Annotated in this window: 12 protein-coding genes and 1 pseudogene; 2 read left to right on the forward strand and 11 right to left on the reverse strand. The window is 54.6% G+C overall.

Features of this window, described 5'->3' with window-relative positions; all coding sequences use genetic code 11:
• Positions 1-35: 35 nt before the first annotated feature.
• The gene (glpE, locus tag J4645_RS18670; protein WP_000434523.1) at positions 36-362 is read right to left on the reverse strand and encodes a thiosulfate sulfurtransferase GlpE; all 327 of its coding nucleotides are present in this window, start codon (positions 360-362) and stop codon (positions 36-38) included.
• 198 nt (positions 363-560) lie between these two features.
• Between glpE and glpD the strand changes: the two genes are divergently transcribed.
• Complete coding sequence (glpD, locus tag J4645_RS18675; RefSeq protein ID WP_000448178.1) at positions 561-2,069, forward strand: glycerol-3-phosphate dehydrogenase; 1,509 nt, start codon at positions 561-563, stop codon at positions 2,067-2,069.
• A 91-nt stretch (positions 2,070-2,160) separates the two neighbouring features.
• Here glpD and glgP read toward each other — a convergent pair whose 3' ends face one another.
• From glgP to asd, 6 genes are all read right to left on the reverse strand, one after another.
• Positions 2,161-4,608: a glycogen phosphorylase gene (glgP, locus tag J4645_RS18680; protein ID WP_000993424.1), complete on the reverse strand. Its 2,448-nt coding sequence runs from the start codon at positions 4,606-4,608 to the stop codon at positions 2,161-2,163.
• Between the two features lie 19 nt (positions 4,609-4,627).
• The gene (glgA, locus tag J4645_RS18685) at positions 4,628-6,061 is read right to left on the reverse strand and encodes a glycogen synthase GlgA (protein WP_001197669.1); all 1,434 of its coding nucleotides are present in this window, start codon (positions 6,059-6,061) and stop codon (positions 4,628-4,630) included.
• Positions 6,061-7,356 (reverse strand): glucose-1-phosphate adenylyltransferase, encoded by a 1,296-nt coding sequence (gene glgC / locus J4645_RS18690; protein ID WP_000253995.1) that lies wholly within the window; start codon positions 7,354-7,356, stop codon positions 6,061-6,063. Before glgC ends, glgA begins: the two co-directional genes overlap by 1 nt.
• A 14-nt stretch (positions 7,357-7,370) precedes the next feature.
• A complete protein-coding gene (gene glgX, locus J4645_RS18695) occupies positions 7,371-9,347 on the reverse strand; it encodes a glycogen debranching protein GlgX (protein ID WP_017441607.1) in 1,977 nt (658 codons plus the stop codon).
• Positions 9,344-11,530 carry a 1,4-alpha-glucan branching enzyme gene (glgB, locus tag J4645_RS18700; protein WP_000098558.1) on the reverse strand — a complete coding sequence of 729 codons (2,187 nt, stop codon included), beginning with the start codon at positions 11,528-11,530 and terminating at the stop codon, positions 9,344-9,346. Before glgB ends, glgX begins: the two co-directional genes overlap by 4 nt.
• Positions 11,531-11,907: 377 nt before the next feature.
• The gene (asd, locus tag J4645_RS18705; RefSeq protein WP_000799940.1) at positions 11,908-13,014 is read right to left on the reverse strand and encodes an aspartate-semialdehyde dehydrogenase; all 1,107 of its coding nucleotides are present in this window, start codon (positions 13,012-13,014) and stop codon (positions 11,908-11,910) included.
• 126 nt (positions 13,015-13,140) lie between these two features.
• Between asd and J4645_RS18710 the strand changes: the two are divergent.
• Positions 13,141-13,515, forward strand: a pseudogene (locus tag J4645_RS18710) (MarC family protein); the annotation flags it as partial.
• On the opposite strand, the gene gntU reads toward J4645_RS18710, so the two are convergent.
• From gntU to J4645_RS18730, 4 genes are all read right to left on the reverse strand, one after another.
• Positions 13,438-14,778 carry a gluconate transporter gene (gene gntU, locus J4645_RS18715; RefSeq protein ID WP_000105950.1) on the reverse strand — a complete coding sequence of 447 codons (1,341 nt, stop codon included), beginning with the start codon at positions 14,776-14,778 and terminating at the stop codon, positions 13,438-13,440. The pseudogene J4645_RS18710 and the gene gntU sit on opposite strands and share 78 nt — an antisense overlap.
• Positions 14,775-15,308: a gluconokinase gene (gene gntK / locus J4645_RS18720; RefSeq protein WP_000108342.1), complete on the reverse strand. Its 534-nt coding sequence runs from the start codon at positions 15,306-15,308 to the stop codon at positions 14,775-14,777. Before gntK ends, gntU begins: the two co-directional genes overlap by 4 nt.
• Positions 15,309-15,446: 138 nt before the next feature.
• A complete protein-coding gene (gntR, locus tag J4645_RS18725; RefSeq protein WP_023215170.1) occupies positions 15,447-16,442 on the reverse strand; it encodes a gluconate operon transcriptional repressor GntR in 996 nt (331 codons plus the stop codon).
• 129 nt (positions 16,443-16,571) lie between these two features.
• On the reverse strand, positions 16,572-17,267 hold the full coding sequence (locus J4645_RS18730) for a pirin family protein (protein WP_000639789.1): 696 nt from the start codon (positions 17,265-17,267) through the stop codon (positions 16,572-16,574).
• Between the last annotated feature and the right edge of the window lie 33 nt (positions 17,268-17,300).

Raw genomic sequence — 17,300 nt, forward strand, 5'->3', positions numbered from 1 at the left:
ATACCCTTCTCGTCGGAGGCTGCATCTTTATGGGATTACGCGCCATTCGCGACATCGGCAGGGAAACGGCGATGCCAGGCCTCAAACCCGCCATCAATGCTGTAAACCGCATCATAGCCTTGCTGGAGCAGATACTGCGCGGCGCCTTTACTACTGTTGCCGTGATAGCACATTACCATCACGGCGGTATCGAAACCATGCTCACGCATAAACGCGCCCAGCGTATCGTTAGTCAAGTGAAACGCCTGCGGCGCATGACCCATGGCATAACTTTGCGGATCGCGAATATCGACCAGCACCGCCGCGCCCTGGTGCAGTTTCTGATACGCCTCTTCTACAGTGATACATTCAAATTGTTCCATGAATCGCTCTTTCATGATTGCCGGTGAAGCCAATTAAGGCATTTTATCGCCCAGTGTACGTTGACGGAGTAGCTTAACGCCATAATGTTATACATATCACTCTAAAATGTTTTTTCGATGTTACCAATAGCGCGTTTCTTTGCTATTATGTTCGATAACGAACATTTTTGAACTTTAACGAAAGTGCAAGAGGGCAGCATGGAAACCAAAGATCTGATCGTGATAGGCGGGGGCATTAACGGTGCAGGCATCGCGGCTGATGCCGCCGGACGCGGTTTGTCCGTACTCATGCTGGAAGCGCAGGATTTGGCCTGCGCAACCTCTTCCGCCAGTTCGAAACTTATCCACGGCGGCTTACGCTACCTTGAACACTACGAGTTCCGTCTGGTCAGCGAAGCGCTGGCAGAACGTGAAGTGCTGTTGAAAATGGCGCCGCACATCGCCTTCCCGATGCGTTTTCGTCTGCCGCACCGCCCGCATTTACGTCCGGCCTGGATGATCCGTATCGGTCTGTTTATGTACGATCACCTCGGAAAACGTACCAGTTTACCCGGTTCCACCGGTGTGCGGTTTGGCGCAGATTCGGTACTCAAACCTGAAATCGTGCGCGGATTCGAATACTCCGACTGTTGGGTAGACGATGCGCGTCTGGTGCTGGCTAACGCACAGATGGTGGTGCGTAAAGGCGGCGAAGTCCTTACCCGTACTCGCGCAACCGCCGCTCGTCGGGAAAATGGCCTGTGGATTGTCGAAGCGGAAGATATCGACACCGGTAAAAAATATGTCTGGCAGGCGCGCGGACTGGTTAACGCCACCGGACCGTGGGTCAAACAGTTCTTCGACGAAGGGATGCATCTGCCGTCACCGTATGGCATCCGCCTGATCAAAGGCAGCCATATCGTCGTGCCGCGCGTCCATAATCAGAAGCAGGCGTATATTCTGCAAAACGAAGATAAACGTATCGTCTTTGTCATTCCGTGGATGGAGGAGTTTTCGATCATTGGCACAACCGATGTCGAATATAAAGGCGATCCGAAAGCGGTAAAAATCGAAGAGAGCGAAATTAATTACCTGTTGAAGGTCTATAACGCGCACTTCCAGAAACAACTGGGGCGCGATGACATCGTCTGGACGTACTCCGGCGTCCGTCCGCTGTGCGATGATGAGTCCGACTCACCGCAGGCGATCACTCGCGATTATACCCTGGATATCCATGATGAAAACGGCAAAGCGCCGCTGCTTTCCGTGTTTGGCGGTAAGCTCACGACCTACCGTAAGCTGGCCGAACACGCGATGGAAAAACTGGCGTCTTATTATCCAGGCATCGGGCCGGCATGGACCAAAACGTGCGTACTGCCCGGCGGCGACATCGACGGCAGCCGCGAAGATTACGCGGCGAAGCTGCGTCGTCGTTATCCGTTCCTGACGGAATCGCTGGCGCGCCACTATTCGCGCACTTACGGTAGCAACACGGAGTGGATTCTCGGCGAAGCTACGTCACTGCTTGATTTAGGCGAAGATTTCGGTCATGAGTTTTACGAAGCGGAACTCAAGTACCTGGTGGATCACGAATGGGTGCGCCGTACTGAAGACGCTATCTGGCGTCGCACCAAAGAAGGCATGTGGCTGACCGCCGAACAGCAGTCCCGCATCACTCAGTGGCTGGCGGCGTATGTTGAGAAACACCAGCTTTCACTGGCGTCCTGAGAAAAATGCCGGATGGCGGCTAACGCCTGATCCGGCCTACAAGGATACATAAACGTAGGCCGGGCAAGCGAAGCGCCGCCGGCATCGCGATTTACAACCGCACCGGATCAATATGCCAGATATTTTCGGCATACTCTTTGATGGTTCTGTCCGATGAGAAGTAGCCCATATTGGCAATGTTGAGCATCGCTTTCGTCGTCCATTCTTCCGGGCGACGATACAACTCATCCACCTTATCCTGGCAATCCACGTAGCTGCGGTAGTCCGCCAGCACCTGATAGTGATCGCCAAAGTTAATCAGCGAATCTACCAGATCGCGGTAACGGCCTGGCTCTTCCGGATTAAAGACGCCACTACCAATCTGCGTCAGTACCTGATGTAGCTCTTCATCTTTTTCATAATAGTCGCGAGGCTTATAACCCTGCCTGCGCAACGCTTCCACCTCTTCGGCAGTATTACCGAAGATAAAGATATTCTCCTCGCCGACATGCTCTTGCATCTCTACGTTCGCGCCATCCAGCGTACCAATGGTGAGCGCGCCGTTCAGGGCAAATTTCATATTACTGGTGCCGGAAGCTTCTGTTCCTGCCAGCGAAATCTGCTCAGACAGGTCGGCAGCGGGAATGATCACCTGCGCCAGGCTGACGCTGTAGTTCGGGATAAACACCACTTTCAGCTTGTCGCCAATCTGCGGATCGTTGTTAATCACTTTCGCCACGTCGTTGATCAGATGAATAATGTGTTTTGCCATGTAATAGGCGGAAGCCGCCTTACCGGCAAAAATATTCACCCGCGGCACCCAGTCGGCCTCCGGATTTTCTTTAATACGGTTATAGCGGGTAATGACATGCAGTACGTTCATCAACTGCCGCTTGTATTCGTGAATACGCTTAATCTGCACGTCAAATAACGCTTTAGGGTTTACCACCACATTCAGTTGTTGCGCTATCACTACCGCCAGCCGTTTTTTATTTTCCAGCTTCGCCTGACGCACAGCATGATTGACCAGCGGATAATCACAATGCTGTTTCAGCTCGCTGAGCTGACTAAGATCGGTACGCCAGGTACGACCAATATTCTCATCCAGCACGTCAGACAGCGGCGGGTTTGCCAACGCCAGCCAGCGGCGCGGCGTAACGCCGTTAGTGACGTTACAAAAACGGGTCGGGAAAATCTTCGCAAAATCCGCGAACAGCGACTGCACCATCAGGTTGGAATGGAGTTCAGAAACGCCGTTGACTTTATGGCTGACCACCACCGCCAGCCAGGCCATCCGTACCCGGCGACCGTTCGACTCATCAATAATCGACGCGCGTCCAAGCAGGCTGGTATCGTTGGGATATTGCTCTTGCAACGTTTTCAGGAAATAGTCGTTAATCTCGAAGATAATCTGCAGGTGACGGGGCAGAATCTTCCCCAGCATATCGACAGGCCAGGTTTCCAGCGCCTCGCTCATCAGCGTATGGTTGGTATAAGAGAAGACCTGACAGCACACCTCAAACGCGTCGTCCCAGCTAAATTTATGTTCATCAATCAGCAGACGCATCAGCTCCGGAATTGACAGCACCGGATGGGTATCGTTGAGGTGAATGGCGATTTTATCCGCCAGATTCTCATAGGTTTTATGCAGTTGATAATGACGGTGCAGGATATCCTGCACTGTCGCCGAGACCAGAAAATACTCCTGACGCAGGCGTAGCTCTCGTCCGGAATAGGTGGAATCGTCCGGGTAGAGCACCCGTGAAACGTTCTCAGAGTGGTTTTTATCTTCCACCGCCGCAAAGTAGTCGCCCTGGTTGAATTTACCGAGGTTGATTTCACTACTGGCCTGCGCATTCCACAGCCGCAGTGTGTTAGTGGCGTCGGTGTCGTAACCGGGGATAATCTGATCATACGCGACGGCCAGAATCTCTTCCGTCTCAATCCAGCGCGCTTTTTTACCTTCCTGCTGAATGCGCCCGCCAAAAAGCACTTTATAGCGTGTATTGTGGCGCTTGAACTCCCACGGGTTGCCATATTCCAGCCAGTAATCCGGAGATTCTTTTTGCCGCCCGTCGACAATATTCTGCTTAAACATGCCGTAATCGTAGCGAATGCCATACCCGCGACCCGGTAATCCTAGCGTCGCCAGCGAGTCCAGGAAGCAAGCCGCCAGCCGTCCTAAGCCGCCGTTGCCAAGCCCTGGGTCATTCTCCTCATCGATCAGCTCTTCGAGATCTAAGCCCATGGCCTCCAGCGCGCCTTTAACGTCATCATAAATGCCCAGCGAGAGCAGCGCGTTAGAGAGGGTACGACCAATCAAAAACTCCATCGACAGGTAATAAACCTGCCGGGTTTCCTGCGATAATTGGGCTCGATTAGAACGCAGCCAGCGCTCCACCAGACGATCGCGCACCGCGAACAATGTGGCGTTCAGCCATTCATGTTTATTGGCAATGACCGGGTCTTTACCAATCGTAAACATCAGCTTATAGGCAATAGAATGCTTAAGCGCCTCAACGCTGAGTGTGGGCGATGCATAAGTAAACGGAGCATTCATATAAATGATTCCTGGATGACTATTTCAAGCGATAGTACAGCTCGCGGTATGATTTCGCGGCAACTTGCCAGCTAAAATCCATCGCCATCGCCTGCCGTTGTACAAACCGCCAAAGCGAAGGCCGTGACCACAACACAAAAGCACGCCGAATCGCGCGTAGCAACGACCAGGCGTTACTGTCTTCGAAGACAAAACCGCTGGCGATACCGTCCGCCAGATTTTCCAGCGAACTGTCGGAGACCGTATCGGCCAACCCCCCGGTACGCCGCACCAGAGGCAGCGTGCCATACTTTAAGCCATATAACTGCGTTAAGCCGCACGGTTCGAAACGACTGGGCACCAGAATGACGTCCGCGCCGCCCATAATGCGATGCGAGAAAGCTTCGTGATAGCCGATCTGTACGCCAACCTGCCCTGGGTGTTCCGCCGCCGCCGCGAGGAACCCCTCCTGAAGCACCGGATCGCCCGCGCCGAGTAGCGCCAACTGCCCGCCCTGCTCCAGCAGCCCCGGTAACGCCTCCAGCACCAGATCCAGACCTTTCTGGTTGGTCAGACGGCTTACCACGGCGAACAGCGGCACTTTGTCGTTAACCTTCAACCCCATCGCAATTTGTAGCTGACGTTTGTTTTCCGCCTTCTCTTCCAGGGTATCGCGCGTGTAGCGCGACGCCAGCAGCAGATCGGATTCCGGGTTCCAGATCTTCTCATCCACGCCGTTCAGTATGCCGGACAAGCGCCCTTCCAGATGACGCTGGCGCAGCAGCCCTTCCATACCATAAGCAAACTGCGGTTCAGTAATTTCACGCGCATAGGTCGGGCTCACCGCCGTAATATGGTCGGCATAGTACAAACCGGCCTTCAAAAAGGAGAGTTGTCCGTTGAACTCCAGCCCATGCATATTAAAGAATGACCACGGCAGTTCGATGTCATCCATATGCTTTGCATAAAACATGCCTTGATAGGCCAGGTTGTGTACGGTAAAGACCGATTTCGCCGGCCGCCCGCGCGCCGCCAGATAGGCGGGCGCCAGCCCGGCGTGCCAGTCATGGGCGTGCACCACGTCGGGGCGCCAGAATGGATCAAGTCCGCAGGCCATTTCACAGCCGACCCACCCTAACAGGGCAAAGCGCAGCACGTTATCGGTATAAGCATATAAATTCGTATCGTGATAGGGACTGCCTGGACGCTCGTACAGATGCGGCGCGTCGATCAGATAAATGCCCACGCCGTTATAATGCCCGAACAGCAGCGATATCTTACCTGCGAAAGTATCGCGGCGGCTCACCACATGCGCGTCGGGTATCCCCCGACGGATATCGGGAAACCCTGGAAGCAGAACGCGAACATCAACACCATCCGCAATTTGTGCCGCAGGCAACGCGCCTATCACATCCGCCAGACCCCCAGTCTTCAGCAGGGGGAACATCTCTGAACATACATGTAAAACCTGCATTATCGCTCCTGTTTGACCTGCAGTTTGCGCAGCATTTCACGCGTGACCAGTACAATACCTTCTTCTGAACGGTAGAAACGACGAGCGTCCTCTTCCGCATTTTCACCAATCACCATGCCTTCCGGGATAATACAGGCACGGTCAATAACACAGCGACGTAAACGGCAGGAGCGTCCTACCCAAACCTCAGGTAACAACACTGCCGAATCAATATTACAAAAAGAATTTATTCTCACCCGTGGGAAGAGCACAGATTGCACCACCACCGAACCGGAGATAATGCAGCCGCCGGAGACCAGCGAGTTCAGCGTCATACCGTGGCTACCGGAGCGGTCCTGCACGAATTTCGCAGGCGGTAGCGATTCCATATGCGTACGAATAGGCCAGTTCTGGTCATACATATCCAGCTCCGGCGTCACCGAGGCTAAATCCAGGTTCGCCTTCCAGTAAGCTTCCAGCGTACCTACATCGCGCCAGTACGGTTCGGCTTGCGGATCGGACTGCACGCAGGAGAGCGGGAAAGGATGCGCGTAAGCCATACCTTCGCGGGTGATTTTGGGGATAATGTCTTTACCGAAATCGTGGCTGGAAGCGTCATCTTTATCGTCTGCCGCCAGCAATTCATACAGGTAATCGGCGTCAAAAACGTAAATGCCCATACTGGCCAGCGATTTGCTGGCGTCACCAGGCATTGCGGGGGGATTCGCCGGTTTTTCGACAAAATCAATAATCTTGTCGCTTTCATCGACCGCCATCACGCCGAACGCCGTCGCTTCTTTGATCGGCACCGGCATACAGGCCACCGTGCAACGCGCGCCCTTTTCAACGTGATCGATCAACATACGCGAGTAGTCCTGCTTATAGATATGATCGCCTGCCAGGATGACGACATATTCCGCTTTATAGCGACGAATAATATCCAGGTTCTGGGTCACCGCGTCTGCCGTGCCGCGATACCAGTTTTCGCCCTTCATACGCTGTTGAGCTGGCAGCAGATCGACAAATTCGTTCATCTCTTCGCTAAACAGTGACCAGCCGCGCTGAATGTGCTGCACCAGCGTGTGGGACTGATACTGAGTGATCACGCCGATACGGCGAATCCCGGAGTTCAGACAATTAGATAAGGCGAAATCGATGATGCGGAACTTCCCACCAAAGTGGACGGCTGGTTTGGCGCGTTTGTTCGTTAAATCTTTTAGACGCGTGCCGCGGCCACCAGCCAGGATTAGGGCAACAGATTTCAGTGGCAGCTGGCGCGCCAACATTACACGATCGTTCTTCTCTAAACTCACCATGATTAACTCCTTTTTTATCCTCTCTGGAACACACACAGTCCATGCGCAGGTCCCTGCCAGACCGCCGTTATCACCGGATTATCCTCTCCAGCGAATGGGGGAACGGCGCGCCATTCCCCTTCGGGTAAAACTATATCTGTCACCTCAAGCGTGGCATTTATCGCAATCAGAAAACGGTCCGACAACAGAATTTGCATCAGCTTAGGCCCGTTTTGCCACTCATCCGCACTCAAGGGTTGCGCGTTTTTATTCAGCCAACGCACGTTGCCATCGCCTTCTTCCCACCAGCTATTGCCGGTTAAAGCCGGTATCTGCTGACGCAAACGAATCAGCGCGGCGGTAAACGTGGTTAACCCACGGTTTGCCTGCTGCCAGTCCAGCCAGGTTAAGGCATTATCCTGACAGTAGGCGTTATTGTTGCCGTGCTGGCTATGGCCATGTTCATCGCCTGCCAGCAGCATCGGCGTTCCCTGAGAGAGCAGTAGCGTCGCCAGCAGGGCATGAATGCTGTCGCGCCGCCGCTCCATTAAATCAAGCGGACCGCCTAATCCTTCTTTACCATGATTGTCGCTGTAATTGCTGTTGGTGCCGTCGCGATTTTCCTCACCGTTCGCCTCATTGTGTTTCTGATTGAAACAGACGCAGTCCCGGAGCGTAAAACCGTCATGCGCCGTGAGCAGATTGACAGAGGCGCCGGGCGCGCGACCATTGCGTTTAAACACATCGCTGGAAGCGGCGAAACGACAGGCAAATTCCCCCGTCGTCAGGTTACGCGGCAACCAGAATCGGCGGGCCGCATCGCGAAAATGATCGTTCCACTCGGCAAACGGTGGCGGAAAATTCCCGACCTGATAGCCGCCCTCGCCAATATCCCACGGTTCAGCAATCAGCTTGACCGTTGATAACACAGGACACGCTTTAATCGCGGCGAACAGCGGCGCATCCTGGCGAAACGTCGGCGTGCGCCCCATGACGGACGCCAAATCAAAACGAAAACCATCGACATGACAGGTTTCCACCCAATAGCGCAAACACTCGCACGCGTATTCCACCACGCCAGGATGGCTTAAATTGAGCGTGTTGCCGCACCCCGTCCAGTTGTGATAATCGCCATCGTCCCTTATCCAATAATAGCTACGGTTATCAATTCCGCGCAGGGAGAAGGTTGGACCGTCCAGATCCAGCTCGGCGCTATGGTTTAATACGATGTCCAGAATGACCTCAATCCCCGCGCGATGCAGCGCTTTCACCGCGTCGCGAAACTCGTCCAGCGCCGTCTCGGGCGAACTGGCCCAGGCGGGATGCAGCGCGAACATCGCCATCGGGTTATAACCCCAATAATTGGTCAGTCCCATACGTTGCAGGCGCGGCTCGCTGGCAAACTGCGCCACCGGCAACAGTTCCAGCGCCGTAATGCCAAGCTGTTTGAAATACGCCACCATGACCGGATGACCGAGCGCTTTATAGGTGCCGCGTATCTCCTGGGGGAGTTCCGGATGCAGGTAGGTCAGCCCTTTGACATGCGCTTCATAGATGACCGTTTTTCCCCACGGCGTGCGCGGCGCGGCGTCATCTTCCCAGTCATAATGGTCGCTGATTATCACGCTTTTCGGCGCCACCGCCGCGTTATCGCGGTAATCCGGTTCATCGTGTCCGCCGTGCAACAGCGGATGATCTTTTAGTTCGCCCTCCACCCGGCGCGCATAAGGATCAAGCAGTAACTTCGCCGGATTAAACCGATGCCCCTGCGCTGGCTGCCACGGGCCATGTACGCGATAGCCATAGCGCAAACCAGGCCTGGCGCCTGCCAGATAACCATGCCAGACATCGCCGCGACGTCCTGGCAGGTCATAGCGGCGCTCATTCCCTCGGGAATCAAAAACGCACAGCTCTACGCGCTCCGCATGGGCGGAAAAGAGCGTGAAATTCACGCCATGACCGTCATACGTTGCGCCATGCGGCGTTGCTTCGCCGATCGCAAGCTGCGTCATTCCCCCTCCCGCATCAGCCAGATCGTCGCCAACGGCGGTAACGTCAGGCTAAGAGAGTGCTGACGGCCATGGCTTTCGATCTCATCGCTGTGCACCACGCCGCCGTTGCCGGTGTTGCTACCGTGATAATGCATCGAATCAGTATTGAGAATTTCACGCCAGCGTCCCGGCTGGTTGATGCCAAAACGGTAGTCGTGGCGAGGAACGGGCGTAAAGTTGCTGGCGACGATGATCTCGTTACCGGCTTTATCACGGCGTACAAAAATCAGTACCGAGCGTTCATTGTCATCGACCACCAGCCACTCAAAGCCGTAAGCATCAAAATCCAGCTCATGCAACGCTTTATGGTGGCGATAGGTGTGGTTGAGATCGCGTACCAGACGCTGAACCCCGTGGTGCCAGTTATCGCCCCCCTCCAGCAAGTGCCAGTCGAGGCTGGCGTCATGGTTCCACTCGCGTCCCTGGGCAAACTCATTCCCCATAAACAGCAGTTTCTTGCCGGGGAAGGCCCACATCCAGCCATAATAGGCGCGCAGGTTGGCAAATTTTTGCCACGCATCGCCCGGCATACGATCGAGAATGGATTTCTTGCCGTGAACCACCTCATCGTGCGACAGCGGCAGAACAAAGTTTTCGGTATGGTTGTACAACATACCAAAGGTCAGCTTGTCGTGATGATACTGGCGGTACACTGGGTCCAGCTTCATATAGTCCAGCGTGTCGTGCATCCAGCCCAGGTTCCACTTGTACCAGAACCCCAGGCCGCCCGTTTCCGGTGGACGCGTCACGCCAGAGAAGTCTGTCGACTCTTCCGCCATGCTGACCGCGCCGGGCACCTGCTCGCCAATAATGCGGTTGGTATTACGCAGAAACTCAATGGCTTCCAGGTTTTCACGACCGCCGAACTCGTTCGGTATCCACTCGCCCTCTTTGCGGCTGTAGTCGCGGTAGATCATAGAGGCCACCGCATCGACACGCAGCGCATCAATCCCAAAACGCTCCATCCAGTACAGGGCGTTGCCCACCAGATAATTACTGACTTCACGACGACCATAGTTGTAGATCAGCGTATTCCAGTCCTGGTGATAGCCCTCGCGCGGATCGCTGTGCTCATAGAGGTGGGTGCCGTCAAACTCCGCGAGGCTAAATTCATCGGACGGGAAATGGCCCGGCACCCAGTCGAGAATGACGTTAAGGCCCGCCGCATGGGCCGCATTGATGAAATAGCGGAAGTCGTCCCGCGTACCAAAGCGGCGGGTCGGCGCGTAGAGGCCGGTCGGCTGGTAGCCCCAACTGCCGTCAAACGGATGTTCGTTGACCGGCAAGAGTTCAAGGTGCGTAAAGCCCATCCATTTGGCGTAAGGCACAAGCTGATCCGCCAGCTCACGATAGCTCAGCCAGAAATTGTTATCCGTATGGCGGCGCCATGAACCTAAATGCACCTCATAAATCGAGATCGGCGCATCAAACTGATTGGCTTTTTGTCGTTCTTCGCTTGGCGTCACTTTCTCCGGCAGTCCGCAAATCATCGACGCCGTTTCCGGACGCATCTGCGCCTCAAAAGCATAGGGATCGGCTTTAATGCGCAGATTACCATTCGCATCAAGCAGCTCGAATTTATACAGTTGTCCATTATGCGCGCCGGGGATAAACAGCTCCCAAATACCGCTCTCTTTGCGCAGACGCATCGGGTGGCGACGCCCATCCCAATAGTTGAATTGCCCGACAACCGAAACGCGACGAGCATTAGGCGCCCAGACGGAGAAACGGGTGCCGGTGACGCCATCCATCGTATCGGCGTGCGCGCCCAGCGTTTCATAAGGACGCAGGTGGGTGCCTTCCGACAATAGCCAGACATCCATTTCCTGTATTAATGGACCAAAACGGTAAGGATCGTCGATGAGGTTCTGCTGTCCGTGCCAGGTCACGGCGAGCTGATAGCGAAAGAAATTTTTACGTCGGGGTAAAACGCCGCAGAAAAAACCGCGAGCGTCGAGACATTCCAGTTTGCCGACTTTACGTCCGGTTTTGGGTTCAATCACCCATACGTCGGTGGCGTCAGGTAATAGGGCGCGGACTTCTAGTCCGGCTTGGGTCTGGTGCATTCCGAGTACGGAAAAAGGGTCCGCAAAATGTCCTGCAATTAGCGCATTAATCACGTCTCTATCGATACGACTGGACATGGTTTGTCATCCTGTTTTGTGGCGTCACTCCATCTCACTGAATTCAACATCAGGTAGTGACACTTCTTTGACCTGAACGGCGCAGCACACTGTGCATCCTATCTGCGTCGTCCTACCTTCAGGTTAGGCTTAATACCCGTGGGATTAAGCTACCCTTAAAGAATAGCCAATGCTCTGCTTAACTCCTGATAAAAATGAAACATCTGCGTTTACTCCTGTATTACGCAAAAAAAAGGGTGACGATGCACCCTACATATCAATCTGACGTCTGCTTGCCGACTACACCTTATCTGGCGGATATTGCTGGATGGCGGCGCTGACACGCCTTATCCGGCCTACAGAACCACACGCAGGCCCGATAAGCGCTGCAATAGCTACTACGCCAACTGGCGCAGCATTCGACGCAGCGGCTCGGCGGCGCCCCATAACAACTGGTCGCCTACGGTAAACGCCGACAAGAACTCTGGCCCCATGTTCAGCTTACGCAGACGACCAACCGGCGTAGTCAACGTGCCGGTCACCGCCGCCGGGGTTAATTCGCGCATAGTGATATCACGATCGTTCGGCACCACTTTCGCCCACGGGTTATGTGCCGCCAGCAGTTCTTCCACCGTCGGAATGGATACCTCTTTTTTCAGCTTGATGGTGAACGCCTGGCTGTGACAGCGCAGCGCGCCGACGCGCACACACAAACCATCAACCGGGATCACAGAGGCAGTATTGAGGATCTTGTTGGTTTCCGCCTGGCCTTTCCACTCTTCGCGGCTTTGGCCGTTATCGAGCTGTTTGTCGATCCAGGGGATCAGGCTTCCCGCCAGCGGTACGCCAAAGTTATCAACCGGCAGCTCGCCGCTGCGGGTCAATGCCGTAACTTTGCGTTCAATATCAAGAATTGCGGAAGACGGCGTCGCCAGTTCATCGGCGACATGGCCATACAACTGACCCATTTGGGTTAACAGCTCGCGCATATGGCGCGCGCCGCCGCCGGAGGCGGCCTGATAGGTCGCGACGGATACCCAGTCAACGAGATTATGGGCAAAGAGACCGCCCAGCGACATCAACATCAGGCTAACGGTACAGTTACCGCCCACAAAGGTCTTCACGCCATTGTTCAGGCCGTCGGTAATCACGTCCTGGTTGACCGGGTCGAGAATAATAATGGCATCATCTTTCATGCGCAGCGTAGAAGCCGCGTCAATCCAGTAACCCTGCCATCCGCTTTCGCGCAGCTTTGGATAAATTTCGTTGGTATAATCGCCGCCCTGGCAGGTCACGATGATATCGAGCGCTTTTAGCGCATCCAGATCAAAAGCGTCCTGTAGCGTACCGGTGGAGGTGTCGCCGAAGGTGGGCGCCGCCTGTCCAAACTGGGAGGTAGAAAAGAAAACAGGGCGAATAGCGTCGAAATCGCGCTCCTCTACCATGCGTTGCATGAGAACAGAGCCGACCATTCCGCGCCAGCCGATAAAACCAACATTTTTCATAGCGTTTTTTTCCTGCAAAGAGATGTGCTGTGTATGCGCGCCAGTATCCTGTGGCGCATCCTTCACCATACAAAAAGCAGCCAAAGTCGCAAGTGAAATTAATCAATGATAGCGAAGCCATCAGTAATGCGACTTATCCTGCCTTACCGCGCAAGCAGAAAGTCCAGTGGCGATTATCAGGGAATTTGCGTTAGGAAGGGAATCATTTCCGTCGCTGTTTTATTGATCCTAATTATGGATCAGCGTAGAAATTTGCCTGCTTTTATGCGCGTACTGAAACATGGCGAGGCAAAATGTCGTTGGGCGATTGCCATGCACACCTCAATAAAAAAACCGGGTAGCGATTACGCCTTACCCAGCTTACGGTGTCGATATGTGCCCGTTTCCAGGCCCGGTAAGCACAGCGCCACCGGGCAACAAGACTCAGCTCAGCAGTTGGAAAGCAATCATTCCGACAATCGCGCCGACCGTGCCGAGGATAGTTTCCATCATCGTCCAGGTCTTCAGCGTCTGCGCTTCGGTCGCGCCGGTAAATTTACCGAACAGCCAGAAGCCGGCGTCGTTAACATGAGAAACCACAATTGAACCGCCGGCGATACAGATAGAGAGCGCCGCCATCTGCGCGCCGGAGAAATTCAGTTGCTCAATGACCGGCATCACCAGACCGACCGCGGTTAAACACGCCACGGTCGCGGAACCCTGAATGATGCGCACCGCCGCCGCCAGTACAAAGCAGGTAATGGCAATCGGCAGTCCCATACCGGTTAACGCTTCGCCCAGCGCCGGGCCGACGCCGGAGTCAACCAGTACCTGTTTGAACACCCCGCCTGCGCCAATCACCAGCAGAATAATGCCCGCCGGTTGCAGCGCGTGGCCGCAGATTTCCATCACTTTGTCTTTCGGCATCCCCTGACGCATCGCCAGGCCGTAAATCGCTACCAGACAAGCGACCAGAATCGCAGTGAAGGGGTGGCCGATAAACTCAAACCATTCGTAAGCGGTGGAACCTTCCGGCACAAAACGCGCGGCGATCGTTTTCAGTCCTACCAGCACCAACGGCAGCAGGATCAGCGACAGGCTGAAGCCGAAAGAAGGCATTTTGCCTTCGCCCAGATGCGGCTCGGTAATGTCGTCAGGAATACGCAGCTCAACGTAACGGCTGATAAAATTCCCCCACAGCGGCCCGGCGATAATCATGCCAGGAATGGCGGCGCACAGCCCAATCAGGATCATCCAGCCGAAATCAGCATGCATCTGGGAAGCCAGCAGCATCGGCGCAGGCCCAGGCAACAAAAACGCCGCGGCTGCCGCCACGCCCGCAAACAGCGGAATGACCAGCTTCACCAGGTTTGTGCCGGTATGACGCGCCATTGAGAACGCCACGCTTATCAGCAGCACAATCGCCACTTCAAAGAACAGCGGGAGCGCGCAAATCAAGCCGGCCAGGCCAATCGCATAGTGCGCGCGGTTATGGCCAAAGGATTTAAGCATCTTGACGGCTATCTGATCGACCGCGCCGGTTTCATGCAGAATTTTACCGAACATCGCCCCCAGCGCGACCACAATCGCCAGGAAGCCCAGCGTGCCGCCCATCCCTTTTTCCATGGTCGCGGCGATTTTATCAAGCGGCATCCCTGAAAAAAGCCCCGCGCCCATTGAGACGACCATTAACGCGACGAAGGCGTGCATACGCGCCTTCATCACGAGAAACAGCAGCAGTAAGACGGAACCGACGGCGGTTAAAACCAGTGTTAATGTACTCACAGCGTACTGCCTTTATTGATGACCTCAATGGTGCTCGCCACGACGCCTTCCAGCGGCTGGTCGATATCCACCACCAGAACATCGCGTTCGTCGGCACCCGGCTCTTGCAGCGTTTCAAACTGCGTCACCAGCATCTGGGTTTTGAAGAAATGACCTTTGCGCGCTTTCAGACGGCTTTCAATGACGTCGAAATCACCTTTCAGATAGATAAAGGAGAGGTTCGGGTTTCCCTCGCGCAGCAGGTCGCGATAGTGTTTTTTCAGTGCGGAACAGACAATCAGCGAGATTTTATTGGTACGCTGCATCGCAAAAGCGGCGTCGTTCAGCGCCTGTAACCACGGTTTGCGGTCATCATCATTCAACGGCTCGCCGGAAGCCATTTTTTCAATATTGCAGCGCGGATGCAGAAAATCGCCGTCCAGAAACGCGGCATGAAGCTGATGCGCCACGGCGCTTGCGACAGCGGATTTACCGCTGCCTGATACGCCCATCAGAACGTAAACGTGGTGATCATGATTAGTCGTGCTCAAAGCGGGCCCCCACTCTACAAGTTGCAAAATTTGTTACGGGTAACTGTTATCGGTAACATTGTCCAACCGCACCATTCACGACGCAATGACCATTCGTGCCAAAAGTGAATAAGTGTGAGCTACTTCAAAGTTGTCAGACTAAATAGATCCGCCCGGTGACAAGGTGAAACCTAAATCTAACATTTTCGGCGTGACCGTTTCGCCGCGAATGCGGGCCAACAGACGTTCCGCGCCAATGCTGCCCATTCGCTCGCGCGGCGTCAGGACGCTTGCCAGACGCGGTTCCATCACCTGGCCGATGTCATGACCGTGGAACCCGGCGATCGCCATGTCGTCCGGGATTTTTAGCCCCAGGCGCTGGCATTCGAAGGCCGCCCCCACCGCCAGGTCATCGTTGGTGCAAAAAATACCGTCAAGCTGTGGGTATTCGCGTCGCGCCTGGCGCATGAGTTCGATACCGGAAGAGTAGGATGAAGATTGCTCCATCATCACACTGTAAGGAACTAGGCCTGCGTCCCGCATCGCCTGTTCATAACCCTTCTGCTTGATGATAGTACGTTCGTCGAGGCGCGCCCCCAGATAGGCGATATGACGATGACCACGCGCGATAATCGCGGCGGTCATCTGGCGTGCGGCCTCGAAGTTATCAAAACCGACGGCAATATCGAGACACGGCGACTGGCTGTCCATCAGTTCCACCACCGGAATCCCGGCGACTTCGATCATTTTTAAAGTGCGCGGCGTATGGGTACGCTCAGTGAGGATCAGGCCGTCGATATTCCATGAGAGCATCGATTCCAGGCGCTCCTGCTCCATCTCCGGTTTATAGCCGTAGTGCGCCAGCATGGTTTGATAACTATGCGCGTCGGTGACAGCCTCAATGCCGCGTAACACTTCCGCAAAGACCTGGTTGGTTAAAGACGGCAGCAGAACGCCAATGGCGCGGCTGGTGGCGTTGGAAAGAATGTCAGGCGCGCGATTAGGAATGTACCCGAGCTCATCAAGCGCAGCCGCAATTTTACCCCGCAGCGCGACGGAGACCTGCTCCGGATTACGCAAAAAACGGCTGACCGTCATTTTGGTCACGCCCACACGGTCGGCCACATCCTGAAGTACGGGTCTTTTCTTTTTCATCGTCCTGAAAGGTATAAAAGGGATAGATTTGCCCAGTTTACCACGGACGTGCGGAATTAATGACAAACGATGAAAAGCCGGATGGCAACGCTTTCGCGTCTTATCCGGCCTACAAAAGGTTACAGCACGTTAAACTGGCGGCAAGTCAAACAGCAACACTTCACTGTCGCTGTCGGCATGAATCGAGATTGCCTGCTCATCCCAAATCGCCAGACCATCGCTGGTGGTGGCTTTAGTACCGTTAATGGTCACGTTACCTTTTACCACCTGGATCCAGACGCGGCGCTCAGCGGCAATCTGATGCACCGACTGTTCATCTTTGAGCAGCGCCCAGCGGTACAGCTCCATATCCTGGTGGACCTTCAGCGAACCATCGCGAGCATCTGGCGAAAGCACCAGTTGCTTGCCCTGCGCGGCGTCGAAGCGACGCTGTTCGTAGCGCGGCGTGATGCCGGTTTCTTGCGGAATGATCCAGATCTGGTACAGCCGCAGACGATCCGTTTTGCTCGGGTTGTACTCGGAGTGGCGAACGCCGGTCCCGGCGCTCATAATCTGGAATTCACCTGCCGGAACCTGTTCTTTATTGCCCATACTATCCTGGTGTTCTACGGCGCCTTCCAGCACATAGGTCAAAATTTCCATGTCTTTATGCGGATGCGTGCCGAACCCCTGGCCTGCGTCGATCACATCGTCGTTAATCACACGCAGCGCCGAGAACCCCATAAAGTTCGGATCGTAATAATCGGCAAAAGAAAAGGTATGCCAGGAGTCAAGCCAGCCATGATTCGCATGACCGCGGTCGTTTGCTTTGCGTAAGTAGATCATTGTGTTCACCCCCAGATGTTTTCGATGGAATAA

Origin of the sequence: Salmonella sp. 32082101201600294FB01SM01, from assembly GCF_017572865.1 — a bacterium.
In the GTDB taxonomy this organism is placed as follows: domain Bacteria; phylum Pseudomonadota; class Gammaproteobacteria; order Enterobacterales; family Enterobacteriaceae; genus Salmonella; species Salmonella enterica.